Origin of the sequence: Bdellovibrio sp. HCB337, from assembly GCF_047302465.1 — a bacterium.
Classification (GTDB): domain Bacteria; phylum Bdellovibrionota; class Bdellovibrionia; order Bdellovibrionales; family Bdellovibrionaceae; genus JACMRP01.
In genome coordinates this window covers 4,028,817-4,045,005 of record NZ_CP178621.1, presented here as the reverse complement: position 1 = coordinate 4,045,005, position 16,189 = coordinate 4,028,817, and the positions used below count along the sequence as shown (strand labels likewise).

The following is a 16,189-nucleotide window of genomic DNA, read 5'->3' as shown; positions in this document are numbered from 1 at the left end:
ATAGCATGCCTACAGTTAAGTTTAACGGAACCGACATCTATTACACAGATAACGGTCCTCAAAATGCTCCGGCGATCGTTTTTAGTCCACTGCTTTACATGGATGCGTCGATCTATCAGCCGATGATAGATGCGTTTTCTGATGAATATCGCGTGATCTGTTATGATCATCGCGGCCAGGGGCAAAGTTCTCGGGTAAATAAGAAATCAGACCTGCAAACCTCTATTCAAGATGCGATACATCTTATTGAGCATCTAAAAATCGAACCTTGTCATTTTGTCGGCAACTGCTTAGGGGCCTATGTCGGTTTGAACTTGGCAGTACAACGTTCAGACTTACTAAAAAGTTGTACGGTGATGGGTGCGGTTGCTGAATCAGAAAGTATTCAAACCATCAAAGAGATGGATCACTTTTTAGACTCTATGAAAAAGCATGGAGCCAAATCTGGAATGGAAAGTTTTGCCAACATGGCTTTTGGCGCAAGCTTTAGAGCCTCGAAAGATCCAAGCGTTGTTGCTAAAAGAGAAAAACTGCTGGAGCATTTTTCGAAATTATCACCAGACGAGTTAGAAAATATGCGACAGGTTTTTCATCACCGCGATCTTTCGAAAGAAGATCTCAAAAAAATTTCAGTTCCGGTGCTGATTATTGCGGGGGATGAAGATCAACCTCACAACATTTCTGCATACAAACGGCTAGGGTTAGAGATTCCTCATGTTGCTTATAAAACTGTTCAGCACGCAGGGTATGCGTTGGTTGTCGAACAGCCCTATGAAGTGATCCATTTGGTCCGTGATCACATAGAAAAAGCAGAGAGAAGTTACACAGCACAAGTCACGCAAAGCAAGCCCAACAAGGGAAAGACGGCGCGGCTCTAAATGCTCCTAAACAAAAATTATTTCAACTAGAAAAGGGGTCCTCTGGACCCTTTTGTCTTTTTCAAAAGTGTTTGATTTTCTTTTGTGGTCCTGAAAGCGAACACTCACGCCAAGTGTGGCCGCGGGCAAACTAGCCTTATTTCTTGTTTTTTGTAGACGTGCAGAGTCTGGCCTACTCTGTGAACCAATACTGTTTATAAATGAATCCTGTTTTGGAGGAATCGAAACATGAAATTACAGTATGTACTTGTGCCTGGTCAGCGTCCTCACCCAGAAATGCGCGCAGTCTATCAAGAAGTTTATAAATTTTGGGAAGCTTCATGGGAAAAAGCTTTCAATGATTTGCAAAAGCCAGCGGGCTTTCTGAAATCCGATGCATTCACACGCCAAGATTATGTTGGTGGCGTTTTAGTTGATGGCAAATGCCTGGGCCTTTGTTTTTACAGAGTGGTCGATGCGTCTATGCCAACAACAGTGAAAGACTCTTATTTTGCAAATTGGGGCGACACGCACATGCAAAAGCTTCGTTCACGTGGCGACAAAATTGTTGTGATGGGAAATCTCACAGTCAGTCCCGAAGCGCGTGGTGCGAAACTTGGTTTTTCAATGAAAGATTTAATTCTTGGCACTGCTGCGAAAGTCTTCACTTGGTTAGAAGCGGATGCAATGACACTGGCTCCGCGCCGTGATCGCAACGTGCAAAGATCGTGTGCGATGTGGGGAGCTGAAACGATCGCGATGGAAATTCCGTCTGGTCACGGAGACAATGTGGACCTTATGAGTTTTTTCCCTGACGTGATGGAAACATATCCACGCCCAGAGCTTGGAAAACTTGTAGATACTTTGTGGGAAGATCGCCTGCATGTACCACAAGATGAAATCTTCGTTGAAAGTATCGCTGCTTAACAGAGAGAACACCTATGGATCGTACACAGTATATCAGTATTAAAAAATCTCTGGATCTTGAGAAAAAACCTTTGGCAATCGCCGTACATGCCGCACAAGACTTGTTTTTGGCGGTCAGTGCATTGGCCCTTTGGAATTTCGGTCACGACACGTGGATGCGTTTTGCAATGATCCCTATGCTTTTTTGCTTGATGTTCCGTGGCTTCGGAATCATGCATGATGCTGTTCACGGTGCCGTTTCAAAAACCCGTTGGATCAATGATCTTGCGGGTGATATTGGCGGCGCGTTTTGCATGTTGCCCTTTGAAAACTGGAAGCGCAGTCACCTGAAGCACCATCAATGGAGCGGAAACGTAGAAAAAGATCCAGTGATGGCTGTGATCATTGCTTTTCCGAAATATTCAAAGCTCAAACAAAATCTCATCAGCAGTCTTTGGATGTTGTGGTTTCCGATTTTAGGACTGATTCAACATTTCATCTTCTGGGACTTGTCTCTGAGACTTTATGTTAAAGAGCCGCGCTCTCTCAAAATGGGTATCAGTATCTTGATGCCGTTAGCGGTTTGGGGACTTTTGCTTTTTGCAACGCCTGCAAGTTTCGTTATGAGCGTGCTGCTGCCGACTGTGTTCGTCTATTTTGTGGCTGTCGAAGTAGTGAACTTTCCCCATCACCTGCAACTTCCGCAATTTAGGGGTGAAGAGAAGTTTCCTGCGTGGGAACAATTTCAAACTGCGCGAAGCTGTGTGTATCCAAAGTGGTTTGCAAGATTTGTGGTTTTAAACTTTAATTTCCACATCGAGCATCACATGTTCCCAGACGTTCCATGGTATCACCTAGATAAGCTGCACGAGCCCGTGAAGAACGCTCTTCAGGGTCGCTACAATACGGATCCGAGTTTGGGTTGGATTCTAAAAAACAAGCGTGTGGATGTTGGGACGGTCTTGTCGCCGGCTGATACCCACGAGCCTTCTGAAGTTACAGCTGCTTAAATGAAATCAATCGCGGTCGCTTCCTCGCCAACGGAAACAAGCTTTCCACGGGAAGTGATCACAAAGCCAATGATGTTATTTTTGAGGTCATTGCTGTAGGTAGGGCAGACGTTGCAGAATTCAACGATCGCTGTACGCGGTTGGAAAGGTTGGGTTGTGCCATCATCGAAGGTCTCACGAATGAGGTGAGGCCCGATGCCCACAGCAGTGTCGGTTTTAGTTCCGGTCAGAACTTGGCCAACCACATCGTGAATACGCTGAATGATTGCCTTTGGGCGCTCCCACAAAACGAACCATTCGTTGACACAAAGATCGAGCAGGGAATAGCCGCAAGTATTAAAGAAGTTCAAGCTGCGGTAAAGTTGAATGCCTTCAGGATTGTAGATTTCAATAATTTGATCTCCACAAGTCTCAAGCCAATCATGATCTTTAAGTCGAAAATTAAAATACTTTAAAGCTTTCGCAGCCAATTGTTTCTCGTCGACCTTTTCAATGCCGACGTTCGCAGAAACCAAAATGTTTTTCCAGTTTGTAAGATCCTGAAGAATTCTGAGTTTTTTGATTTCGTCGGCCTCTTTCAAAGCTTGAATAGCTTTTGGAGTAAAGGGACGAACGGGAACAGAGGCCTTAGCAAGAATGTAATAGATTTCATTGATTTGTTGAATGATCTCAGCAGCAATACCGTACTCTAACCCCGCATACATATTTGATGTGGGGTTGTGGTAATTCACGGAAACGTTCATCATCTCAAAGACTCCATCCTTTTCGGTGATTACTATCTAGATGATTTGCTTTGCTTATAGAATTTTTCTGTAAGCTCTGCAGTCACTTGATCAATTGTTGCTTTCAACATTACGTCAAACATATCGTTCGCAGAGATGTTGTAGATTTGTGCAATCTTACGAAGTGTTGCTACTGGTGGTTGAGAAAGTCCGCGTTCCCAGTTGCTGACGAATTGTGGGCTTGTGTAACCAAGTTTCTTAGCTACCGCGCCTTGAGAGAGTCCTGCTTGCAAACGTTTTTCTTTAAGAAATTTCGATAAGTCCATAAACGTGCCACTTCCATAAATTAAAAAATATTTACCGAAAAATCTATCGCCTTTCGTTCGATATTTCAATGGAATTGTGCGGAATTAAAAGGCGGAAGCATTTTTTTTAGGCGGCCTTTTTCTTGAGAATCTTCTCAGACAGCTGCCGAAACCTGACGTTTTCTTGGACAAGCCTGAATTTTTTTCTGTGAGTTTGGTGGAAAACTCTTCCCAAGTCCCTTTATTTTAGATTTGGAGCATGACAAATTTTGGCCTAACCCTTGCTCACCTCCAGCTGGATACAAAAATCTTGGAGGTTTAAAATGGGTTCAAGGATTCATCGCCAAACAGCGATTTATTTATCGGCAATTCTTGCTGTCGCTGCATTGTCGGCTTGCGGAGAAAAGAAAAACGTTCGCAGTCCACAAGCACCGCCTGCTACTACTAATCCTAATCGTGTGGAAGAGGTTCCAACTGGTGGGGGCATTGATTTGCCATCTCCGAATCTTTCACCAACGCCGTCTCCAACTCCAGATCCAAGTGTTTCGGAAGAACTTATTGATCCTTTGGAAGAAACCGCTGGTTACGATCCTGTAGATCCAAAACAGATCGAAAGAACCGATCTTGATAAGCGCTACACAGGCTTAGAAGACGACGATGGTCTTTTCTATACAGGTTCATCAACAGACTATCTATTGACGTACCTTCGTTTAAGAAACGACGACGTGAATTTGGACGACACTATTAAGACAATTAATAAGGACGCGGCTCAAAGCATCGAGTCAGCTCGTTTGAACTTTGATAAGTCGACGGGTGATCTTACGATCTCCTTGAAAATCCGTGAAGGTAACAATGTTATCAAGGATTACACTTTGGCTGGCGGCGTGAGCGAAGATAGCCGCGTGTCTTCTTTGCGTATTTCTAAAAGCAAATCTCGTGGTAAGACCACAGGTCGTCAACGCATTGAAGGTAAGATCAAGTGCTTGGACTTGCATGGCACATGCGAGACTTCTTATGCACGTCTTTTGATCGGCGAGCCGGGTGACCGCGCAGCCGTTGGTATCATCTTCCGTCAATCTTTGGCAGATTACAGAATCAAGCTTCAAAGCGACCGTTCTGGCAACCCAGAGTATGAGTTCATCCGTCGTTTCTGGTTGAACACAAATGATGATATTGCTACTCACCACAGAATGAAGAACATTTATTTGAACTCTTTCGAAGTAGTAAATGGTCGTTCTGGTTTTGACGTTCAAGTTCTTGGACAAGGCCGTCAGCTTCTTTCTTTCGGTGGCCCGTTATTGGCTCCAGATGCGGGAAGTTCTGTGAGCATCACTGCGGATCGTACTCCGCGTGTAACAGAGTCTTTGGATTTGGATTCTTTAAATAATTACGATTACACGATGGCCGACTATATTGGCGGCGCCAAGATCATCAACAATAATGGCTTGGGTCAGGTTCGCATCGCCGTGAAAATGAGAAAGCGCGGCGGTTTCGAGCAAGATACTTGGGTAATGACCGTGATGCGAATCATCAAACCAACGGTTACTGCCAACGAAGAAAACCTTCGTATGGACTAACTGAAGTTCTTGTTAATTCAGCCCTTTTCCTTGCAGGGCCGCCAACTCCAAGTGGCGGCCCTGTTTTTTTTGGTTGTCATCGCAAAAAGCCTGGGTTCCACTATTTGACAGAAATAGGAGGCTGATTTCTATGCAGGGAACCCAACTCGAGTTCGAAAAGTCTACAAACAATTCCGCTACTTCCATCCCGGCACCCCATGTTTCAGATTACATGGATTACCGCAAATATTTGGCTGGTTTTTTGGAGTATAAACGAAAGCTCACGGCGAGCGATATTCGCCCTTATAGCTACGCAACTTTTTCTGCGGCGGCGAATATCAAGTCTCCGAATTATTTAAAAATGATCATCGAAGGTCGTCGTAATCTTTCTGACGAAATGGTGCTGAAGTTTGCAAAAGCTCTTGGCATGAACAAAGAAGCGACTGAGGACTTTGAGTTGTTAGTTGGCTATGGTCAGTCGACCGATCCTGCGGATCGCAATATGTTTCTTAAAAAACTTTCTGAGCATCGTGTGCAGGTAAAGCTGAAATCAGGTGAGATCGACAGAAAGACGTGGGAGAAAATCCCGAACTGGGCTGCTTGGGTGATCTATGCAATGGTCGACCAAGAGGGTGTTAAGTTTGACGTAAAATCTTTGAAAGAAATTTTGCGTGGCAAAGCCTCTGAAGACGAGATCGAGCAAGCATTGCAGAGTCTCTTTAACTCGGGCGAGCTTGTACAAGATCCAGAGACGGGTGCTGTACGTAAGGCACACACATTGATTGAATCCGCTGAAGATGTGCCGGTCGCTCTCGTTAGAAAATTGCAAGCGCAGTTGATGTACTTAGGCTTAGAGTCTTTGTATCAAGACTCAGCGACTGAGAGAGAGTTCGGAACTTTGACTTTGAGTTTAACTAAGCAAGAGTTTGAAGAGATCAAATTCAAGCTTCGTCAGATGCGTAAGCAAATCAATAAAGACAACTCGATTGCACGCACAAGCTCGAAGGGCGAGAAGGTTTACCAGCTCAACATCCAACTTTTCCCGGTGACGAATGCGACTCCAGAGGCAGTTTCTGCTGATAAAAACAGCAGTGAAGGCACGTCGCACTAAAATTTAAGAATCTTAAAAAAAGGGACATAAATTCCCCACTTTTTAGGCAGGTCTGTGGAAAAGTCTGTGGAGAGCGTTGATAACTTCTCGATTTGAGGTCATTTTGTGCTAGTTTACTGCGTGCTCATGTTAGAAACTTGTAAAGAATCAGACAAAAACATGACGAAATGGTGACAACTTGACCCTACGAGTTTAGTGATTTTCTGCTTGAGAGATTTCAAAATTCCGACATGATTACTAGTTTTTTTGAATTGAACAGAGTTGTGATACAATCGCGATTCTGATGTGGGGGCGACACGGCTTCGACGTGGGTGCTGAAGCATAAGGAGCATACCGGGGAGTATGAGGACCTCGTTAAAAACATACATTTTGTAATTGGCAACGATTACGCACTTGCAGCTTAATTTAATTTAAGCGCACGAACCCTCGCTAGTGGTGACGAAGCGAGATCAGTTCGTCATTAGTTACCAAGGCTCTAGTGGGTTTCGCAGCGCTAGGGCCGAGATAAAGCTGTGAAAAATGTTGTGTGCGGATTCTGTCGGTAGAAGCTGCACAACCAAATTAAATTATCGGCTAAGTATGTAGCGCCTTATCGTGGATCGCTTGCGGACGGGGGTTCAATTCCCCCCGCCTCCACCATCTGTCAATCTTTTCGAACCAGAGTCTTTTAAAAATTTTGGCAGTAGCTGAGTCCTTGGGCGGAAACGCTCAAGGGGAATCAGTTTTGTGTCGGCGGTAGGTCTTAGGACCTTATCCTGAAATTCTGTTTTGTAATGCCTGTCGCCAATATGGAAGTGAATTTCGCATCCACTTTTATGAACTTCGATTCTGTGGACGATTTTTCGGATGATCTCGGTTTGGACCTCAGGGGCCTTGTCGGCTTTTCTAATGAGAGCTTTTAGCGAGGTTGTGAACTTCGATAGATCCTCAAAGGAAATGACCTCATCGGGCTGGGGTTGATATTCAAGCTCAAGCATTTGCACTTCTATTGCGGTTTGAGTGTCTTGAAGTTTCATCATTTGATCAAAGAAGGGCTTTTCATTCATTCCCTTTGGGAGCCTTGAGATTCTCTCAGTCAAAGTTTCAATCTGCAAAGTGATGGCTTGAAACTTTCGCTTAAGACGATTCACTTCGGTTACCGCTTTATTCTCAGGAAGAACCCTTGTCGCAGCATCTAAAAGTCTTTGTGCTACTTCAGGGCTTAGCAAAAATGATTTCACTTCTTGCCAAACCTGCGGCTCGATCTTAGCTGCTTGAATACGGTAGGGTTCACACTTTAAAAGTTTTTTAGACAGTGATGCTTGGTTCTTTGTAGACCAGGAATGTTCATAGTAGGGAACTTTGCCGCTTCTGCCGTGGGCTGATTTACCGCTCATACGATCCCCACAGACTACACAATAGCAAACTCCAGACAACGTGAACGGATACCTTTGATCTAAATGAGTGCGTTTCCTGTAGCGATTAGATGTTAGTAATTTCTGAACCCGTTGGAAGGTCACTTCATCAATGATCGGCGACCAGACGGCTCTTGATTCACATTCACCACCTTCTTTATTCGAAAAGACACGAACGCTTATATAAGCCTTATTGCGTAAAACTTTATGGATCTGCTCGATTCTAAAAATAGAAGACCGGGTAGGTCCTCCGCCGCGTACTTGCCTAGGTAGAGTAATTCCTTTATCGTTCAAGTGCTTGGCTGTTTTGGCTAGAGTCTCTTCCTTTAAGAACGTATCAAAGATCATTCTTACGATCTCTGCCTCCTCTGGGATAATCGCAAGACTGCCAGACTTTTCTTTATCGATTTCATAGCCCATTGGTACTGAACCGCCATTGTAAAGGCCTCGTTTCGCACGGGCTAAAAACGAATGAGAAATTCGTTCGGCAGTTTGCTTTCGTTCAAACTCCGCAATATTTGCCATCATGTACATGACAAGTTCACCTGCGGCAGTCGAAGTATCAAAGTTGTCTTTGATGCTTAAAAACTTGCACTGATGCTTTTCTAAGAACTCTTTTAAAATCGAGAAGTCTTTAATGGAGCGCGTGAACCTTGAAAGCTCCGTGACAAGGATCATATCGATTTCGTGCTGTTGGATTTTATTAAGCAGCCTTTGCAGCGCTGGACGGTTCATGTCCTTAGCTGAGATCCCTGCATCGATAAAGACTTCTTTGACCTCGCCAAAAGCTCCTACCATTTGCTTAAGCTTTACGAACTCTCGCAGCCTTGCTTCCTGGTTTTTGATGGACCCCTCGGGGTTTTCGGCTTGTTCTTCTGTAGAGACTCTGACGTATAGACCTATATTAAATGACTTCATGCTGATCTCCGGTAGTATTCCGGGTCTTGCAACGATAGGTCGTTGATAGGATTTTTAGGATGAAAGAGTACTTGGGGCTGGCAATTCAGACTTTGCAACAACTCCCAGAGTCTTTCAAGTTTTTCGTTAAATTCGGTTTCAGTAATTTCGTTCTTGTGAATTTTTATGGACTCACATCTCCATTTATTCTGTCTCCTTCGCATATATTTGACCTCCTTTTGTTAAATTTCATTTTCGCGCGCTTCCTTTTTTTTGTTTCCTCTCCTCCTCCCTAACAATTCTTTAAATTACTATTATTACTAAACTCACTCATTCCATCCCCATCTTGGTTCTCCACCCCTGACCCCTTACCACCATACGTTGGGGGTGAGGGGTCAGGGGTGGAGAGCCCGCCACGCAGTGGCGCTGGAATGAGTGAGTTGGGTTCTGAAACCGCGGACTTAGTTGTTTCCCCAAGCCCTTCTTTATGCGCCTCTTGAGTGCTCACCCCTTGTGCGGGGGCTTGGGCAGCGTCTTTAATGTTAAAGACATCAAATTTGATCTGAGTAATTGGTATCCATTCTGGCTGTTGAATGGGAAATACTTTTGGTATTGGATCTTCCAAAAACTTTGAGGTGATTGAAAAGAACAGTTTTGTCTCGTCAAACATAAATGTGTCCTGAGCGTACTCATAGATCTTCTTAAGGTCTTTTGTGTCGCTCACGAAATACCAAATAAGGTCATACTGAAGTAGATCCTTATACTCTCTGAAAATGCGCTTGTATCGAACTTCGCTTTTCCTTGTGAGCTCAACTTCAATGGCTACGTTCGTTTCTTTCCCTGACATGGGTTCAATAATGAGTCCGTCTGGAATTACTCTGTCTTTGGCTTGTTTGTAACGGTAATTGCGAAAAGCTTCAGCCTTGATGTGATACTCAGGGATCCAGTTTGTGCCTAAGCCGAAAGTTTCTAATTTCATTCGAAGACTGTTCACAAGGACATCATGTTTGATGGTGTTGCGATTAGAGAACTGCAAACGGTCTTCGATCGCGAGGTTGTGTTTTCCTTTAAAGCCCAGTGTCCAGGTATTCGTGCCATCTTCTAAAGGAACTGCTCTACGAATAAAATGCTCACTTTCGAGATTGCGAAGACGTCTTAAGGCCGTGGTCTTTGTTATTGACTGAAAATACAGATGAATAATCTGCGGAGTTGAAAGGACTCCATATTTTTTAAGACTTTCCAAGAGTGCCAAGTCTCTTGGTTGAAGAATCATGTTAAAAGCAACCTCTTGGTATTGCCTGTCTTCGTGTCACTGTTTCAAATAATTTGTATTTGGTTTCAAAAGTTTTGAATAAATCCACGAGCACCTCCTTTAGTTTAAGTACTGTTCATCTTGCGGCCTTTCTTGCTAGAGCTAGGAGATTATTAACAAAATCCTAAAGCGCAAGGCTTCAGACGAAAAATATATCAAACATAGTAGGAGCATTATTCGTGCCAATTACTTACTAAATAAGATAAGAAAAATTAAATTTAATGGAGCTTCTTGTGAGATTCGGAAGGAGTAGATTAAATGGAGGACTCCGCAATCATCTTTTCGAGAAGCGGTTGCCAATCGGTTTCAACCATCTTCCCAATTACTAGACGATCAATGAGACCCTGACTTTCAAGATCTATAAACCTTGCGACGTCTGAGACCCGCGAACGCCACTGGTCTTTTCCATCAAGAAAAACGACATGGAAGATTTTATGACCAATTTTTTTTTCGTAATCCCGTATTTCTCGGCCAACCAAATGGCATTCGTACACAGCGTCTGACATTTTGCTGCCGCCGCTAGTTTTCCCCCAATATTCCTTTATCTCCCAAACAACAGCAGGGTCTTTGGTTCCGGGAATTGCTCCATCTAAATTTCTTGCTGATACATGAAGAACGCCATTTTTCAACCAAACGCATCGCTCTTGGGGGTTGGTTTCAACAGAAATATCTTTTGAAGAGCAGACGCGACTAGCAATATTTGAAACTGCAGCGATTAACGCCTTGGAAGATTGGTGATGGTCCTTACTTTTTGTCTGCGTGAGCCCATACGAAAACTTCTGGTCACTACAAAATTTCATGGCTTCTTCTTCGGAGCGAAACAATTCAAAAGCGTCCTGAACACGTACAGTTCGATATTCAATATAAGCAAGAAGATCGTCAGCCAGTTGGTTGTCGATTGATAAGTACTTTCTTAGGGAAAGATCATCAAATTCTCTACTCTCCAAATGCTTGAGAAATTCTTTCTGTTGGGTCTTCTTTTTCCCCAAAGATGCATAATATCTAACCAAATCCCAAAACGGATGCTCATACGTATATTTTGTATGGAGTGTGGTGGCAGTTTTGTTTTTCACTTGATCCCCACAGTGAGTTCAGAAATTGAAATTCCGAGGCCCTTAGCTAGGCGCATTATTACTGTTAGGGTGGGATTTCGCTCGCCTCGTTCTAACCCACCAAGGTATGTTCTGTGCATACCAACGTGGTCAGCGAACTCTTCTTGAGAATAACCGCTTTTCTTGCGCAGTTCTCGGATTCGAGTTCCGAATTTCGAACAAAGATCGGATTTTTGATTGGCCATTGACTAAGAGGTATCCAAAAGATACTTTTAAGTCCACAGACTATGAGTATCATTAATATGGAAGTATCAACATTTTCAGATTTATCAGTTGTCACGCCAAAGGCGGAGCCCTTTATCAAATGGGCAGGTGGGAAACAGGCACTCCTTGCACAGATTCTCCCGCACTTTCCAAAGTCTTTTGAGCGGTACTACGAGCCGTTCATTGGTGGTGGTTCAGTATTTTTTGCGCTTAATCATCATAAGGCATTCGTTAATGATGAAAATGAATGGTTAATCGATACATACAAAGCTATACGTGACAATTATGTTGGTGTCGTTCGTGAGCTGGATAAGCTTACAAATACTAGAGAAGATTTTCTTAGAATACGTGCAATCGACCCTCGATCTATTTCCCTTGAGAAGCGCGCTGCACAGTTCATTTATTTAAATAAGACCTGTTTTAGGGGACTCTTCCGAGTAAATAAGAAGGGCCAGTTCAATGTTCCTTACGGAGAATATCAAAGACGATATTATGCTGTAGAGAATCTTGCGGCAGCAGCTAACGCGCTAAAGAAAGTTGAATTCACTGTGGGCGATTTTGAAAAATGTCTCATAGGAATTACATCAAATGACTTTGTCTACTTTGACCCACCTTATTTCAAGCTAGGCGGTTATTCAGATTTCAATAGATATACTGCCGGTCAGTTTCGAGAAGCAGAGCATCTGAGATTAGCAAGCCTCTGCAACGAACTCGATGCTGAAGGCATTAGATGGGCCGTCAGCAATAGCGATACCCCATTTATCAGAGAGATCTTTAAGGGATTCCGATTCGAAAACATTAAGGCAAGACGAGAAATCAATCTTAAGTCCCAAGATCGTAATGTAAATGAACTCCTGATACTCAATTATTAATGTGATGTGATGATATAAGAATCGTTACCAATATCCGGTTTTTGTTTAAGAGAGCTGGGCTTTCACTGAACAGGAGATCCATTGTGGCAGAGAAAAGCGCTATAAGTAATTTTAAATTATTTATTTGGGCATTGGGTAACACCGTCATAACAGTTTTAATATCATCAGGGATTAATTTCTATTTTCAGCAGAAAAGTTTGAAGGACGAAAAATTAATAAGTTATCGCTCTGAGTTGGTAAAAAACTATACGTCGCCAATAAATGAAGCGATTGCCTTAATCGAAGCAATAGAGAGCCATCTTAACCGCATGACGGTAGCTGAAATTAACTCGAGCAACGAGATTTCTGATCAAGAGGCAATTAGGCGCAGGCACGAAACGATAGAGTCCCTAAATAAGTTAGGAGATTTTGCTTTTAAACTACCTTATCAAATGCGGGTTGTTTTGATCACAGCAAAAAATCACTATGGAACCATTTTTTGGAACAAAAGTGTGCCAATTAGTGAAAAGCAAAAGCTCAAAACAGAAAACCTGACTGCAAAATCTTTTGAGATCGCCTTTGAAATAGCAAAGGAGAACTACATTCTAAACGGAGAACCTAGGCATGATGAATTGTCTGAGCTATTGCGATAAATTTCACTACAGACCTCTCTTTTGTTTTCTCAATGACTCCACTGCTTTTGAGATAGTATCTTTTTCTGCAGTTTTTGTATTCCAGTCTGTCCAAAAATCAAGCGTTGCGCTGTGAGGTTTGATTTGAGGCTGATCAAGCTTAATTCTTGTTGGCAACAAGACACTGTCGCCCAGTAATAAAGCCTCTCCCACATCGAGTAGAGGTAGTATGTCAGTAAGGCCAGCCATTGAGTCGGGCATAAGTTTTCTTACAACGCTCTGATCTTGATCGTTCGTAAGTCTTAGCACCATGAAGTTGTTGCACTGACTAAGGATCGTTCTGCTGACATCAGAAGGGCGTTGACTAACCACCAGTAAAGATACGCCATATTTCCTACCTTCCTTAGCAATTCGCTCAAATGCTTCTACTGCGCGTAGCTCAACGGCATCAGTTGATTCTTTAGTTGGTAAATACAAATGTGCTTCGTCACAAACGATGCAAAATGGTGTCCGTTTGTCAGCCTCGGTCCAAAACTGAATATTATATAGAACACGTGCAAATACCGCTACTACCACAGGAAGAACATCCGAAGGAACCTCAGAGAAATCAATAATTTTAATTCCTGGTTCCGATCCATTCGCAGTGAGCAACTGATTTGCAAAATCCGCAAGCCATCCATAAGTCATTGCTTCTTGGGGCGGCGAAAACAAAAAGCCATATCGTCGATCCTCAATCTTTGCCGATAATCTTGATATAAATCTTGTTAACTTTCCGTTCCATGGACCAGCACGATCAGTACCAGCTTTTGCTCCGGCCTCTCTGCCTGTGTCATCTTGTTCAAGTAGTTTTAACAGATCAGCAATTGAATATGGAATTGGCGAATCAACTGTAAAAGTTTCTAACACGTCCTGCTTCTTTTCGGAGACAAGGGTCTCCTGTTTTAAAGAACGAATATGCTCAGTAAATCTGGTGGCTTGGTTCGGGGCATTCTGGTCACTTCTATCTAGCAGCATCGCGAGCATCTCTTCTCGATTCAGCAACCAATAGGGGAGAAACAAGGCTTTTTTATCTGCAGTCTTGAGATCTCCTGGGCCAGCTATTCGAAACCCTTTAGCTATTCCTTTTTCGCCAGCAAGAGCTCCGTACTCTCCGTGCATATCCAAGACGATCAAGTTAGCAAATTTTAGTTTCGCAGCTCTTTCTAGAGTAAGGGCCACGGCCCAGCTCTTCCCGGACCCTGTACTTCCCAAGATCGCGGCGTGGCGTTGAAAGAATCTATTTCCATCAGCTATCGCTTTTGCCGATCTGTCGGCCATGTAGTTGCCAAGCTGCAGTTGATTCTCTGCAGGGAGGTCAGAGCCCAGAAGATTCATTAAATGCTGTAGATTCTGCCCTTCAATAATGAAGGCACTTCTTTCAATTTGAGGAAAAGAGTCTGCGCCTCGTTTGAAAACATTCTTTTTAATTCCATCTACTTTTCGAAATGTTCCGATCAGTATTACGCGGATAGTATCGGTTTGTTTTTCACCAACCGGAACGAGACCACTTTCAGTCTGCTCTTCTACGATAACCGCCTGAGTGACTTCTCGATTTACTTTTTCAACCATGGAAATTAAGTATTCGTTTGCAGTAGCGCCCTGTATGGCGATCAATGATCCAACAGGAATTCTTGTCAGTAACTCATGGTTCGACACACTTAGGTAGGCTCTGGTTGTATCAACGGCTGCAACTTTGCCAAGTCCGTCATTCTCTTTAAAATTTAGAACTTCGATGTCAATTTTCATTAAGTTAATACCTCTTTTATAAATGAGTCCAAACTCCACAGATTGATTCCGGCAAAGAAACTATGAACTCCATTTTGGGAAAGCAATGTGCCAGGAACCGTTTCTTCTTCGGCATGGGAAAGGACTGTCAGACTTTTATTTTTTGAAAGAAGATCTTTAATATTATCGGTTAATCCACGCACCAGGACTAGGCAGGGCTTTCCTTTGCCAATTTCTGCGCGTAGATGTGTTTCTAAGTGATCATCGTTGAAGCCATAGCCAATGACTAAATATCTCGTAGCCTTATCAATCGCCTCGTTTGCGTCGGCCCGATGAATATCAAATGGTGACTCATAACCCTTACGATATTTTTGGCCACCTGGCGCAATCATTAGTCGTCGTAGAGGAAGTTTTATCGGACAGCGAACTGGGTGCTCTTTGCCTTCATACCAATCCAAACTACCATGCGGTTTAAGCACGACCACATGTTTTCTACTTACAAGTTGTACTCCAACTTTCGTCTTTGCAGCTACCGCAATATTCATTGAGCTACGGCATGCCTTTTTATCTAATCTGCCGAAGACTTTTCCATCAAAAAGAGTGCCGATCGCAACATTTGCTTGTTCGATTGAAAGCTCAATCAGTCTGTCATAATTTGTAGTGATAACAAAATGTCTGTCGTTTGAGAAAGTCAAATGCGGAACCAAGTCTCGAAAGGCAAGTCGAATATCGCCCGACAGTGCTGAAGTAATAACTTCCAGCTCTTTTTGTTCGATCAAATCAGCAACTAGGTCAGTAATTACAGGAATTAGTGGATTATCTGCTGCCAAATCTCTTAGAGCCACTTCAATTCCCACTTGATCATTGAGTCGCTCGTCAATTGCTTTCCAATGCCCGCAAGTAGTAATGTCAAATTTTTTAGGCACCTCATTCAATAGGTGCTGTGCTAGTTGTCCCATGGTGGGTAGAGAATAACCTGCAGATAAACCAGACCCCACAATTGTGACCAATCCATCTGTAAAATGTGCCTGAATAGATTTCTTAAGTTCGTCAATATTCATAGTAAATAAATTGCGTGCATGAATTAAGCTATTGGTGATTTTTGATTCGGGTCAGTACGCTTGATAAGACTAAACACATTTATGTTATAAACCAAGTCCAGTTATCTGAAGAAATGTAGTTTCGAAGGGCACAAGTAGGTCTGTCCACTTGATTACTTTCTCTCGCTAGCGAGAAAACTGGGAGTTCCCCAGCTTGTAGTCTGTGAGGCTTTTAAAATCTTCAAGGTCGCTAGTTGCACCTGCCAAGTGAACTTTTCCAAGTTGCCAGTCAACGCCACCGCTAAAACCACGGTAACTGCAAAGTTAACAAGCTTCTCAAATCCCATAGGAAACTCCTTTCTATTCCCGGCCTCGAATATTCGGAGGCCTTTTTGCCAAATTAGCAAGACTCGGCCTTTGCTTGATTTTCAGCAACCACACCTTAACGGCGGTCGTCCCCAAACCAAAATGCCCAGCCAGCCTTTCAATTGTCCATTTCTCGACCCAGCGCAAACG

16 protein-coding genes and 1 other RNA gene are annotated in these 16,189 nt (G+C 43.2%); 8 read left to right on the top strand and 9 right to left on the bottom strand.

Annotated features, from left to right (window positions below):
• Positions 1-5: 5 nt before the first annotated feature.
• The 3 genes from ACLWBB_RS19565 to ACLWBB_RS19555 all read left to right on the top strand — a co-directional run bounded on the left by ACLWBB_RS19565 (position 6) and on the right by ACLWBB_RS19555 (position 2,773).
• On the top strand, positions 6-878 hold the full coding sequence (locus ACLWBB_RS19565; protein WP_413289257.1) for an alpha/beta fold hydrolase: 873 nt from the start codon (positions 6-8) through the stop codon (positions 876-878).
• Positions 879-1,106: 228 nt separating this feature from the next.
• The gene (locus ACLWBB_RS19560; RefSeq protein WP_413289256.1) at positions 1,107-1,784 is read left to right on the top strand and encodes a hypothetical protein; all 678 of its coding nucleotides are present in this window, start codon (positions 1,107-1,109) and stop codon (positions 1,782-1,784) included.
• Positions 1,785-1,798: 14 nt separating this feature from the next.
• Positions 1,799-2,773, top strand: coding sequence for a fatty acid desaturase family protein (locus ACLWBB_RS19555; protein WP_413289255.1), 975 nt, complete (start codon positions 1,799-1,801; stop codon positions 2,771-2,773).
• On the opposite strand, the gene ACLWBB_RS19550 is transcribed toward ACLWBB_RS19555, so the two are convergent.
• On the bottom strand, positions 2,770-3,519 hold the full coding sequence (locus ACLWBB_RS19550) for a hypothetical protein (protein ID WP_413289254.1): 750 nt from the start codon (positions 3,517-3,519) through the stop codon (positions 2,770-2,772). The genes ACLWBB_RS19555 and ACLWBB_RS19550 overlap by 4 nt on opposite strands.
• Before the next feature lie 29 nt (positions 3,520-3,548).
• Positions 3,549-3,821: a helix-turn-helix transcriptional regulator gene (locus tag ACLWBB_RS19545; RefSeq protein WP_413289253.1), complete on the bottom strand. Its 273-nt coding sequence runs from the start codon at positions 3,819-3,821 to the stop codon at positions 3,549-3,551.
• 302 nt (positions 3,822-4,123) lie between these two features.
• On the opposite strand from ACLWBB_RS19545, the gene ACLWBB_RS19540 reads away from it, so the two are divergent.
• The 3 genes from ACLWBB_RS19540 (at position 4,124) to ssrA (ending at position 7,106) form a co-directional block, all read left to right on the top strand.
• The gene (locus tag ACLWBB_RS19540) at positions 4,124-5,377 is read left to right on the top strand and encodes a hypothetical protein (RefSeq protein WP_413289252.1); all 1,254 of its coding nucleotides are present in this window, start codon (positions 4,124-4,126) and stop codon (positions 5,375-5,377) included.
• 130 nt (positions 5,378-5,507) lie between these two features.
• Positions 5,508-6,467, top strand: a complete 960-nt coding sequence (locus ACLWBB_RS19535; RefSeq protein WP_413289250.1) for a TIGR02147 family protein — start codon at positions 5,508-5,510, stop codon at positions 6,465-6,467.
• Positions 6,468-6,754: 287 nt separating this feature from the next.
• Positions 6,755-7,106: a transfer-messenger RNA gene (gene ssrA / locus ACLWBB_RS19530) on the top strand.
• Here the strand turns inward: ssrA and ACLWBB_RS19525 are convergent.
• The 4 genes from ACLWBB_RS19525 to ACLWBB_RS19510 all read right to left on the bottom strand — a co-directional run bounded on the left by ACLWBB_RS19525 (position 7,085) and on the right by ACLWBB_RS19510 (position 11,367).
• A complete protein-coding gene (locus ACLWBB_RS19525; protein ID WP_413289249.1) occupies positions 7,085-8,779 on the bottom strand; it encodes a recombinase family protein in 1,695 nt (564 codons plus the stop codon). The genes ssrA and ACLWBB_RS19525 overlap by 22 nt on opposite strands.
• A gap of 271 nt (positions 8,780-9,050) precedes the next feature.
• Entirely contained in the window at positions 9,051-10,031 is a 981-nt protein-coding gene (locus ACLWBB_RS19520) for a replication-relaxation family protein (protein WP_413289248.1), read from the bottom strand.
• Between the two features lie 293 nt (positions 10,032-10,324).
• Entirely contained in the window at positions 10,325-11,143 is an 819-nt protein-coding gene (locus tag ACLWBB_RS19515; protein ID WP_413289247.1) for a hypothetical protein, read from the bottom strand.
• Positions 11,140-11,367: a helix-turn-helix domain-containing protein gene (locus ACLWBB_RS19510; RefSeq protein WP_413289246.1), complete on the bottom strand. Its 228-nt coding sequence runs from the start codon at positions 11,365-11,367 to the stop codon at positions 11,140-11,142. Before ACLWBB_RS19510 ends, ACLWBB_RS19515 begins: the two co-directional genes overlap by 4 nt.
• A gap of 42 nt (positions 11,368-11,409) precedes the next feature.
• On the opposite strand from ACLWBB_RS19510, the gene ACLWBB_RS19505 reads away from it, so the two are divergent.
• Both ACLWBB_RS19505 and ACLWBB_RS19500 read left to right on the top strand, forming a co-directional pair.
• On the top strand, positions 11,410-12,258 hold the full coding sequence (locus ACLWBB_RS19505; RefSeq protein WP_413289245.1) for a DNA adenine methylase: 849 nt from the start codon (positions 11,410-11,412) through the stop codon (positions 12,256-12,258).
• An 83-nt stretch (positions 12,259-12,341) separates the two neighbouring features.
• Positions 12,342-12,890 carry a hypothetical protein gene (locus ACLWBB_RS19500; protein WP_413289244.1) on the top strand — a complete coding sequence of 183 codons (549 nt, stop codon included), beginning with the start codon at positions 12,342-12,344 and terminating at the stop codon, positions 12,888-12,890.
• Positions 12,891-12,896: 6 nt separating this feature from the next.
• Here the strand turns inward: ACLWBB_RS19500 and ACLWBB_RS19495 are convergent, their stop codons facing one another.
• The 3 genes from ACLWBB_RS19495 to ACLWBB_RS19485 all read right to left on the bottom strand — a co-directional run bounded on the left by ACLWBB_RS19495 (position 12,897) and on the right by ACLWBB_RS19485 (position 16,020).
• Positions 12,897-14,654, bottom strand: coding sequence for an ATP-binding protein (locus ACLWBB_RS19495; RefSeq protein WP_413289243.1), 1,758 nt, complete (start codon positions 14,652-14,654; stop codon positions 12,897-12,899).
• Positions 14,654-15,694 (bottom strand): SIR2 family protein, encoded by a 1,041-nt coding sequence (locus ACLWBB_RS19490; protein ID WP_413289242.1) that lies wholly within the window; start codon positions 15,692-15,694, stop codon positions 14,654-14,656. Before ACLWBB_RS19490 ends, ACLWBB_RS19495 begins: the two co-directional genes overlap by 1 nt.
• A 152-nt stretch (positions 15,695-15,846) precedes the next feature.
• Positions 15,847-16,020 (bottom strand): hypothetical protein, encoded by a 174-nt coding sequence (locus tag ACLWBB_RS19485; RefSeq protein ID WP_413289241.1) that lies wholly within the window; start codon positions 16,018-16,020, stop codon positions 15,847-15,849.
• Between the last annotated feature and the right edge of the window lie 169 nt (positions 16,021-16,189).

What these genes read in the sequence shown, in the direction of transcription:
- ACLWBB_RS19565 (WP_413289257.1), top strand. Translation starts at nt 6, where the DNA reads ATGCCTACAGTTAAGTTTAACGGAACCGACATCTATTACACAGATAAC.
- ACLWBB_RS19560 (WP_413289256.1), top strand. Translation starts at nt 1,107, where the DNA reads ATGAAATTACAGTATGTACTTGTGCCTGGTCAGCGTCCTCACCCAGAA.
- ACLWBB_RS19555 (WP_413289255.1), top strand. Translation starts at nt 1,799, where the DNA reads ATGGATCGTACACAGTATATCAGTATTAAAAAATCTCTGGATCTTGAG.
- ACLWBB_RS19550 (WP_413289254.1), bottom strand. Translation starts at nt 3,519, where the DNA reads ATGATGAACGTTTCCGTGAATTACCACAACCCCACATCAAATATGTAT.
- ACLWBB_RS19545 (WP_413289253.1), bottom strand. Translation starts at nt 3,821, where the DNA reads ATGGACTTATCGAAATTTCTTAAAGAAAAACGTTTGCAAGCAGGACTC.
- ACLWBB_RS19540 (WP_413289252.1), top strand. Translation starts at nt 4,124, where the DNA reads ATGGGTTCAAGGATTCATCGCCAAACAGCGATTTATTTATCGGCAATT.
- ACLWBB_RS19535 (WP_413289250.1), top strand. Translation starts at nt 5,508, where the DNA reads ATGCAGGGAACCCAACTCGAGTTCGAAAAGTCTACAAACAATTCCGCT.
- ACLWBB_RS19525 (WP_413289249.1), bottom strand. Translation starts at nt 8,779, where the DNA reads ATGAAGTCATTTAATATAGGTCTATACGTCAGAGTCTCTACAGAAGAA.
- ACLWBB_RS19520 (WP_413289248.1), bottom strand. Translation starts at nt 10,031, where the DNA reads ATGATTCTTCAACCAAGAGACTTGGCACTCTTGGAAAGTCTTAAAAAA.
- ACLWBB_RS19510 (WP_413289246.1), bottom strand. Translation starts at nt 11,367, where the DNA reads ATGGCCAATCAAAAATCCGATCTTTGTTCGAAATTCGGAACTCGAATC.
- ACLWBB_RS19505 (WP_413289245.1), top strand. Translation starts at nt 11,410, where the DNA reads ATGAGTATCATTAATATGGAAGTATCAACATTTTCAGATTTATCAGTT.
- ACLWBB_RS19495 (WP_413289243.1), bottom strand. Translation starts at nt 14,654, where the DNA reads ATGAAAATTGACATCGAAGTTCTAAATTTTAAAGAGAATGACGGACTT.
- ACLWBB_RS19490 (WP_413289242.1), bottom strand. Translation starts at nt 15,694, where the DNA reads ATGAATATTGACGAACTTAAGAAATCTATTCAGGCACATTTTACAGAT.
- ACLWBB_RS19485 (WP_413289241.1), bottom strand. Translation starts at nt 16,020, where the DNA reads ATGGGATTTGAGAAGCTTGTTAACTTTGCAGTTACCGTGGTTTTAGCG.